The following is an 8,839-nucleotide window of genomic DNA, read 5'->3' as shown; positions in this document are numbered from 1 at the left end:
CTCTGCCGCGACGCCTCCGCGACCCGCGCCGACAGCAAGCGATTGAACTCGTCCCACTCGTATTCCTGCTCCCCCGCAGGCGTACGCTTGCGCACCAGATTCCCACGCGCGTCGTACTCGAAGTGCATCCCCGCATACGCCTTCAGCAGGTTGCCCAGCACCTTCGGCACCTCGACCGGCAACGTGCTTTCCGGCCGCACCGGGCTCGAACGGGCGGCCGGCGCTTCGGTGGACCGCACCGGATCGATGATGTTGCTCGCCGGGTCGAACGCAAACCGCTCGTTCGCGACCGGACTGATCGCCTCGATCAGCCGCCCGACCGGATCGTATCGGTAATCCGTCCCGCCCTTGCGACTATCCTCGATCCGCGACAATTGCCCGACCGCGTCATAGCGATACCGCCGCTCGGCCAGCGGCGCGGGCGATGTCGATCGCTGGATCGTCTGCTGCAGCACGCGTCCTGCCGGGTCGTAATGCGTGCGCTGTCCGACCTTGCTCGACAACATGCGTACCGTCTCGCGATGCAGGTCATCGCGCTCGAATTGCACACGCTCGTCGCCATCGAGCAGCATCCCGTGCACATGCCCCGAGCCATACATCAGCCAGTCAACCGCATGCCCATCCGGCCGCACGGTACGTCGTCGGTTGCCGAGCTCGTCGTATTCGTGGTGCCAGACGTAGCTACGCCGCTCGCCGAACAGATCGTACGCGTGATGTTCGCGCACCAGATTGCCAACCGGATCGAAGAAGAACTGCACGCGGCTGTAGCGGTTCACCGCGTCGATCAGCCTGCCGCTCCGGTCGTAGGCAAACCGTTCCTCGCTTTCCCCCGCCACACGCTTCATCAGACGGCCGTTTGCGTCGACGTCGATCGACGTCACGCAACCCGCTTCATCAACCGAAACAAGGCTGCCACTGTCCGGGTCGTATTGATAACGCGTCGACTTGCCGTCAAAACCGATTTCCTCGATCAACCGCCCTGCCGGATCGTAGCGGAACTGGTACGTCGCAAGGTTCGCATCGGTCAGCGCGGTCAAGCGGCCGAGACGGTCGTAGCGATACGCAATCGTCTGCCCGAGCGCATCCGCGCGGCTCGCAATACGACCCGCTGCATCGTAGCCGTATCGGGTCGATCGATTGAGTTGATCCGTATGCCGCAACAACCGGCCTTCAGCATCGTATTGCACGTGCTCGACACCGGCCGGCGAACGCGTCTCCGTCAATTGGCCGTTCGGGCCATAACCATAGGCAACCATGCCACCGGACGCGTCCTTTGTCTCGATCACGCGGCCGATATCGTCGTACCGCCACTCCGTCTTCTTTCCGGAGCAGTCCGTGTAGCTCGTCAATTGCCCGGCGTCGTTGTATCCAAGCGCCTTCGAGCCGCCCTTCGCATCCGTGATCTGCGTAGGCAGCCCCTTGTCGTTGTAGGCGTACTTCGTCGCATGCTCGAGCGGATCGATTTCCTCGACGAGATTGCCCGCATCGTCGTACTTGCGCTGCCACACATGGCCGTTCGGATCGACGAGCCGGATCATCCGATCCTTGCCGTCGTATGCCATCTCGACGATGCTGCCGTCCGCGCGCTCGTGCCAGGTCCGGTTGCCACGTGCGTCATAACGCATCTGCTCGATGCTGCCGTCCTGCAGAATGTGCAGCGTCAGATTGTTATGCTCGTCGCGCCGGAACCATTCCTCGCTGCCGTCCGGATAGGCGATTCGATAAACGTATCCCTTGATGTTGAAGTAGTAGCGTGACATCTGACCGAGCGCATCGGTCACGTAGGTCAGCCGAATGTTCGGATGCCATGCAAGGCGGACATCGAGGCTGCCGTCGTCCGCGTACTCGCGCACGCATTTCGCGTTCGCGTTGTCTTCAGCGTCCGCGCCGTCCCATTCGAGCGTCATCCCGCGGCCGGTGCGATCGGTATAGCGCGTCACGAGATGACGGTGGTACTGATAGCTCCATGCGTTGCCATACCGGTCGGTTGCGCGCACGAGATCGCCTGCTTCGTCATAGGCGTAGCTCGCAAGCGTACGGCGCTTTCCATCGTCGAGCACCTGCTCGATCAGCACGATCCGGCCTTGCTTGTCGTGCTCGAACGACAGCACGTTGCCGCTCGCGTCGATCAGGCGTGCCACGCGGTCGAGCGCGTCGTAATCGAGCGTGATTGCATTGCCCGCACGGTCCTTCTGCATCGCCAGCCGGAACGCATTGCCGCGCCGTTCATACACGTGAAGCTCGTCGTGGCCGTATGCGATCGCGACCCACGTCTCGTCCAGACGCGTCAGCGTCAGGTTTTCCGCGAGATCGTCATGCACACCTCCGGCTGCAAGCGCTCGATATTCGATGCTGCGCCCGCTGGCATCGCGAAAGAACCATGTATCGCCTTCGACATCGATGCGCGTCGTGTATGGCGTGAGCCACCGCGCGCCAAGTTCTCCGTTGTCGTATGCAGAGAGGCGCGACCGGTACGTGCGTGCCCAGACGAGCGGCAGTGCGCCGGGCAGTTCAAAGTCCGTGTGAGTGAACGTCTCATCGCCGAAAGCAAAATCGATCGACCCGGTCGATGCGCCAATCCCGCAACTTTTACAAGGACTCTGGCCGGCGCCTTCCGCATGCGCCTGCTGTCCGATCGCACCCGCCGGCTCCTGAGGACGATCGTGCTGCGCGCGCCCCTTGCCGCCGGGCGGCACGTCGGCGGTCTTTTCGTGAAGCTTCCCGCGTGCGCGCACCCTTGCCACGGCCTCGATCACTTGCGCGATCAGCCACAGCATCTTGCCTTCTTCGCTGCCGTTCAGATCGCGGATCGCCTTCGCGACTTTCGGCGCCTCGTCCTTCAGGAACGCGACGATATCGCGGAACGGTTGCAGCCACGAATCCGGAGCAAGCTTCGCCGCAGTCCCGACCGTCGCGTTCCCGGCTTGCTTCCCCAACGCGATCGAACCTTCGTAACCGTACTCGATCGCATCAACCACCAGCATCGGGTTGTACCAGGACCGCTTGTCCATCTTCCGGGCGATCTGTGCAGTACGCCGCACGTTGGCACTGCTGTCGAAAATTTGCCCTTTGAGGGCGAGTTCCAGCCCGGTAGCAATACCGAGCATCAACTCCTGCGCCTTATGCGCGCAGTCGTTCAGCAGTTCGACAAGAACGTCCTGCAGGGTCTTCAGGAAGTTCTCGATTTCGGTCGCGGCCGCGGCGTTGACATGCGTGACGAGCACCGAAATGAGCGCCGCGCCGAGATTGCCGCGAGACACCAGCAATTGATTGCGCACGAGCGCCAGCAGCGGCCGTGCCGACAGTCGGAACGACGCGAGTGGCGGCGGAACCGGAATGACGCCGATCAGGTTGATCGCAAGCCCAAGGTAATCGAGCAGATTGGCGTGGCGCTTCTCGACGATCATCACGATGTCGCACACCGCATCGTAAAACGCCATCAGGTTGCCGATGATCGGCACCGCGCTTGCGAAGGTCTTGAGATCCTCGAACGAAATGTGATTGCCGCTGATCTTGAGCAGCCACTTGTTGAAACGGTCGCCTCCCGCCGCTACATCTTTCGGCGAAATATCGCTGAGCCAGGAAACGGCCTGTTCCTTCTCGGCGCCCGGTGGAAGTTGTTGTGCCATGTCGTTGTTCGTTCAATTCGTTTTTTCAAGACGGCTGACGAGCCGCCCTCTCAGGATTTCAGCGGTCCGCCGAACCCGCTCGTCGGAAGCTTCATGCCGGTCGCACCGGCGGCCGACGCCACCGTCGTAGCGCCCTTTCCGGCGATCCCGGCGACACCGGGTAGCGCGCCCTGCAGCGCACCGGATGCCGCATTCGCAGCCGGCGCGGCCAGCGCCGCGAGCCCACCTTGGCGAGCTGCCTGCACCATCCCGGCCACCTGCTTCGCGGCACTGCCCAGGCTCGATGCCGTCTGTAGCGCGGAAACCGCGCCTGCCCCACCCAGCGCACTTGCCGCGGCCGGCAATGCGGAACTCGCCAGTCCGCCCAACGCAGCACCGGCTCCACCTCCGCTCGCAAGCCCCATCGCAGCCGTCGTCGCCGCAGGCGCCATCCCCTTCAACTGGCTCGCGAGCTGCTCCGTCGCCGCGGCTTGCGCCACCTGCGGCGACGGCTCGACGGGCTCGACCGGCCACTGCGCCTGCTTGAAGTAATTTGCGGGTTGAGCCGACTCGCGCGGATCCTTCCCGAACTCGACACGCACCGCACCGGGCGGCAAACCGCTCACCGCCGTATAGCCGCTATTGTCGAGCGCCCCTTTCTTCAGCACGGCGCCGTTCACGTCTCTCACCGTGAACAGCCCGCCCTTCACCGCCTCGCCGTTCACGTACTTGTGAAACAGCTCCAACTGCCCCGGCTGGTCCGGCCGCGGGCTCGGCAGCGGATATCCCATGCTCGCCGGCCCCGCGAACGTATGCGACGCGCCCTTCACATCGACCGCACCCGGCGTATGAATCTCGATGTTGCCGTCCTTGATGCGGATGTACCCGCCGCCACTCGTCAGCAGAATCCCCTGGTCGGCCGCGATCTCGATCCGGTCAGTTGCGGACACGACCTTCACCGCCTTCTGCGCGGTCACCTCGACGTTGTCCGACTGCGCCTGGATCTCGACCTTGCCCTTGCCGGCGAACAGCTTCATCCCCGCGTTCTGAACGAACAGGCTCAGCTTCTGCCCGATGCTGCCGATCAGCGACTTGCCCGCGGCGACGTGCACGCTCTGTCCGCTCGCGACGTTCACGTGATCGTTCGCGACCACGTGCAGCGACTGCTGTGTCGACATCCCGATCCCCGACGGGCTGCCGAACAGCATCACCGGCTCCTTGAACGCATTCGCGCTGCCCGTGCCGCCGCCTGCCGTGCGTCCGCCTGACGCATTGCCCGACGCGCTGTCCTGCGTCGCGTCGGTGAACGCGCGCATCGTGTCGTGGGCTTCCTTGAGGCTTTCCGCCTGATGCTGCTCGCTCACGCCCGACATCGCCTCGACCAGGCTTTCGCCCGTCACCAGTTGCTGCTGCGCTTCCTTCACGTCGAGCGGCTGGCTGTTCGGCGCCTTCGGGTGCGTGGTCACGTACAGGCCCTGACTCGCCCGCACCGCGCCATACGCATCCGAACGCAGATCGAACCCGCTGCCCAGATACGACCCGCGCGAATTGCCGTTCTGGTCGATCAGGTAGCCCAGTTGCAGCAGGCTGTTCGCGCTGCTGCTCATCAGCTGCACGCGGTTCTGCCCGGTCGCGTCGTCCATCACGAGATGGTTGTAGCCGCTGCCCGAATACTCTTTCGATCGATACCCGGACAGAATCCCGTCGCTATGCCACTGCGGCTGGTTCGCGCCGTTGTACACGCGCCCGACTGCCAAAGGCCGGTCGCAATCGCCACCCACGTAGTCGATCAGCACTTCCTCGCCGATGCGCGGCACGTGCACGCCACCGTATCCGCCGCCGGTATCCGACTGCACGACGCGCACCCAGCACGACGCGTTCTCGTTGCCCGGGTTCAGACGATCCCATACGAACTGCACACGAATCCGGTTCAGCTCGTCCGTATAGACTTCCTCGCCCTGCGGCCCGACGACGATGGCCGTCTCGAGATGCATCTTCGGCTTCTCGTGCTCGAACGGGCTGCGATACGGCACGCTTACGCGCTGCGCTTCGACCTCGACGAGATAGAAGCCGACCGAACCGTCGTCATGCGGCACGCGAAACGCGGCGTCGGCACCGTAGCCCTCCTGCGCTTGCGTCAACGCGTCGCGCAGGCTGTACGGAAAGTCCGCGCTGCTGCTCGCGACGGGCAGGTTGTTCTCGATCCACCATTCGACGCCGATCGCCGCGAACTCGCGCTGGTCGGCCGGATCGCGATCGTGTTCGGGATGATCCGCCAGCGTAAAACGACGGCCGGCATCGATCGCGCGCACGCCTCCCGCGCCGTGAAAGCGCTTCGCTTGCGACTCCCATTCCTCCATCCGCAGCTTCGTCAGATGGTCGCCGCGCGTCTGCTCCAGATACGTGTACGCACCGGTGTACTCGTAGACTTCGAGCTGGTCGGGCAATTCGCCCTGGCCGCCCATCGTCGGCAGCGTCGTGCCCTTCGGGTTCGACGGTTGCGACGGATTCTTGTAGTCGAACGTGCGCGTCGTCCGGGTCACGCTCTGCAGCGTGCGCGAGCCCGACCATTGCGTGAACGCGTCGGCTTCGCTCGCCGCGCCGCCCCGATAGAAGCGCACGGTCTCCGGCGACAGCGGCGCGAACGCCTGCAGGTTGTCGGTGATCACGAGCGTATGCGACTTGCCGTCGTCGGCCTGCTGCCATGTGCTGTAGAGGCCTTCGCTCTCCATCAGCCGATGCACGAAATGCCAGTCGGTGTCGTGCTGACGCGTGTATGAACGGCTCGGCAGCGGTTTCGACAGCGCGAAGCGGAAATGCCCCTGCGCCTGCGGATGCTGGTTCAGCACGTCGCTGATGATCTGGTCGACGGTCGTGTCGTTCCAGAGCCGCTGGTCTCGGCGAAACTTCAGGAAATGGGTGAAATCGGCGAACGTGAGCTGATAGGTCGTGAGCCCGCCGTGGGCGCCGAGGCGGCGCGCGGTGTGCACGTACCCGTTGATCGGCCGGTAGCTGCGATCGCCTTGCTGGATCCACAACGTGACCGGCTGCGCGATCAGCTTTTTAAGCTCCAGATTGCTGTCGGTCGACAGCACATCGAGCGTGAATTCGTACGCGCGCCCGATACGCGACCGGCCGACGGCCCGCTGCACGGTCAGCACGTTGGCGCCCAATGGCGTATCGAGCTTCAGCAGCCGGTCCTGCTGAAGCAACCCGCCGCGCAATGCGGCAACAGTGTTCTGCATGTTCATGGCAACGGCCTTTTCTTCTTTTGACGCGCCCTCGGATGGCGCGTGATGCGATTTTCGCTCGCGCGATTTTACAGACAAATTACTAGCCGACTCGGAAAATGACCTGATTTAAAAGAGTATTTTCAATCGTTGGTCCGAACGTCCACGGCAAACCTTTCTAACGCTCGTCCAGCGCTCACGTGCCACGTCGTCACACCGCGCTGCCACCCCGCCGCCCGCTGAAATCGATTGCAATCAGGGCCAATTCGACTTCCGGCGCCGCCCGGTTGCGAGTAGTGTCTACGTGCCCGTCATTCGGCCCGGCCCGGGCACGATCGATGCCCGGTGCGCCATCACCACACTGAACACTGGAGATCCACGATGAAACGTTCGAAGTTCCTGCTATCTGGCCTGCTGCTCGCGTCGGCCCTCGGTTTCACGGCCGTCGCCGCGCATGCCGAAGACCTGCTCGACTCGGTGAAGAAAGCCGGTGTGCTGCGCGTCGGCCTCGAAGGCACGTATCCGCCGTTCAACTCGCGCGGCACGTCGGGTCAGCTCGAGGGCTTCGACGTCGACGTCGCGAATGCGGTTGCCGGCAAGCTCGGCGTGAAGACGCAGTTCGTCCCGACCGAATGGAGCGGGATCATCGCGGGGCTGCAGGCCGGCAAGTTCGACGTGATCGTCAACCAGGTCACGATCACGCCGCAGCGCAAGGAGGCGCTCGACTTCAGCGAGCCGTACACGTACTCGGCCGCGCAGCTGATCCAGCGCAAGGACGACACGCGCAACTTCAAGTCGCTCGAGGACTTCAAGGGCAAGAAGCTCGGCGTGACGCTCGGCACCAACTACGACCAGATGGCGCGCAGCGTGCCGGGCATCGAGGTGCAGACGTATCCTGGCGCACCGGAAAAGCTGCGTGATCTCGCGGCAGGCCGGATCGAGGCGACGCTCGACGACCGCCTGATGCTGCCGTACATGATCAAGACGTCGAACCTGCCGCTGCGCTCGGGCGCGGTGCTGAACGGCGGCAAGCAGGAGATGGCGATCCCGTTCCGCAAGGGCAATCCGAAGTTCGAGAAGGCGATCAACGATGCGCTGGAGTCACTGCGCAAGGAAGGCACGTTGAAGAAGATCTCGATGCACTGGTTCGGCAGCGACGTGACGGTGCCGCTCGCGCAGTAAGCGGTTCGCCGCGCTCGCGTTGCGTCACGTCACTCGCTGCGGCGAAGGCGTGACGCCTCTTCTCTCCCGCTCTCTTCGCTCAGGCCGCTTCGTCGAAGCGCGCGAGCAGCATCTGGCCGATCGGCGTCAGCGCCGGGCGCGCAGCCACCTCATTCACGCGTACCTGCGTATCGTCGACGAGCCGCTTTTCGACGAGCACGGCGAACGCGGGGTTCGCCAGGTCGACGCTGTCCGGTGCGCGGGCTATGCGCAGCAGCATCGAGAATTCATGCGGACTCAACATGGTCCTTGTCTCCTGATCGTCCGCGATCCGGTTCGAACGGCGTCGATCGTGTTTTTGAATGGAATGACGCGAGGCATAGTCGATGCGCCGCCGGGAGCGAGATCCCGGTTGACCGTTGCGCAACGCGGGCACGGCGTCGCGTGCGGGTCACGCACGCCCGGATCGCGACGGTGGCGCCGCGACGGGAACGTGCAACGTTAGGGGCGCAGCATGACGCGGGCGTGACAGGGAAAGGGGGGCGCAACGATGTGCGATGCGCACTCGGATTGCCAGCGCAGCGCACGTCGTGCGGATCGGGGCGGGAGCGTAGGCGTCTTCAGCCTCGAGGGCGATGCTTGTGACCGAGTTGGATGCCGTATGCCGAAGCGGGTTTGCCATGCGGTCGGCGTCGCGTGTTTCGCCTTGGATATCAAAAAAACAAAGGGCCGGGAGAATCAATCTCCCGGCCCTTCGTTCAATATGGTGCCGGCTGCAGGACTCGAACCCGCCACCTGATGATTACAAATCAACTGCTCTACCAGATGAGCTAAGCCGGC

The 8,839-nt window shown here is 63.8% G+C and carries 4 protein-coding genes and 1 tRNA gene; 1 reads left to right on the top strand and 4 read right to left on the bottom strand.

Features of this window, described 5'->3' with window-relative positions:
- Together DIE16_RS29290 and DIE16_RS29285 are read right to left on the bottom strand one after the other, a co-directional pair.
- The coding region (locus tag DIE16_RS29290) for a DUF6531 domain-containing protein (RefSeq protein ID WP_124893915.1) at positions 1–3,629 on the bottom strand (3,629 nt) is incomplete at its 3' end.
- A gap of 50 nt (positions 3,630–3,679) precedes the next feature.
- Positions 3,680–6,859 (bottom strand): type VI secretion system Vgr family protein, encoded by a 3,180-nt coding sequence (locus DIE16_RS29285; protein ID WP_124893914.1) that lies wholly within the window; start codon positions 6,857–6,859, stop codon positions 3,680–3,682.
- Between the two features lie 360 nt (positions 6,860–7,219).
- Between DIE16_RS29285 and DIE16_RS29280 the strand changes: the two genes are divergently transcribed.
- The gene (locus DIE16_RS29280; RefSeq protein WP_124893913.1) at positions 7,220–8,020 is read left to right on the top strand and encodes a cystine ABC transporter substrate-binding protein; all 801 of its coding nucleotides are present in this window, start codon (positions 7,220–7,222) and stop codon (positions 8,018–8,020) included.
- Between the two features lie 79 nt (positions 8,021–8,099).
- Here the strand turns inward: DIE16_RS29280 and DIE16_RS29275 are convergent, their stop codons facing one another.
- Positions 8,100–8,303, bottom strand: coding sequence for a hypothetical protein (locus tag DIE16_RS29275; protein WP_044845939.1), 204 nt, complete (start codon positions 8,301–8,303; stop codon positions 8,100–8,102).
- Between the two features lie 460 nt (positions 8,304–8,763).
- Positions 8,764–8,839: transfer RNA gene (locus DIE16_RS29270), tRNA-Thr, on the bottom strand.

Origin of the sequence: Burkholderia sp. Bp9090 (genome assembly GCF_003857985.1) — a bacterium.
In the GTDB taxonomy this organism is placed as follows: Bacteria; Pseudomonadota; Gammaproteobacteria; order Burkholderiales; family Burkholderiaceae; genus Burkholderia.
Note: the sequence above shows the minus strand (reverse complement) of the source record. Positions and strands in the feature narration are given on the sequence as shown.

What these genes read in the sequence shown, in the direction of transcription:
- DIE16_RS29280 (WP_124893913.1), top strand. Translation starts at nt 7,220, where the DNA reads ATGAAACGTTCGAAGTTCCTGCTATCTGGCCTGCTGCTCGCGTCGGCC.
- DIE16_RS29275 (WP_044845939.1), bottom strand. Translation starts at nt 8,303, where the DNA reads ATGTTGAGTCCGCATGAATTCTCGATGCTGCTGCGCATAGCCCGCGCA.
- DIE16_RS29285 (WP_124893914.1), bottom strand. Translation starts at nt 6,859, where the DNA reads ATGAACATGCAGAACACTGTTGCCGCATTGCGCGGCGGGTTGCTTCAG.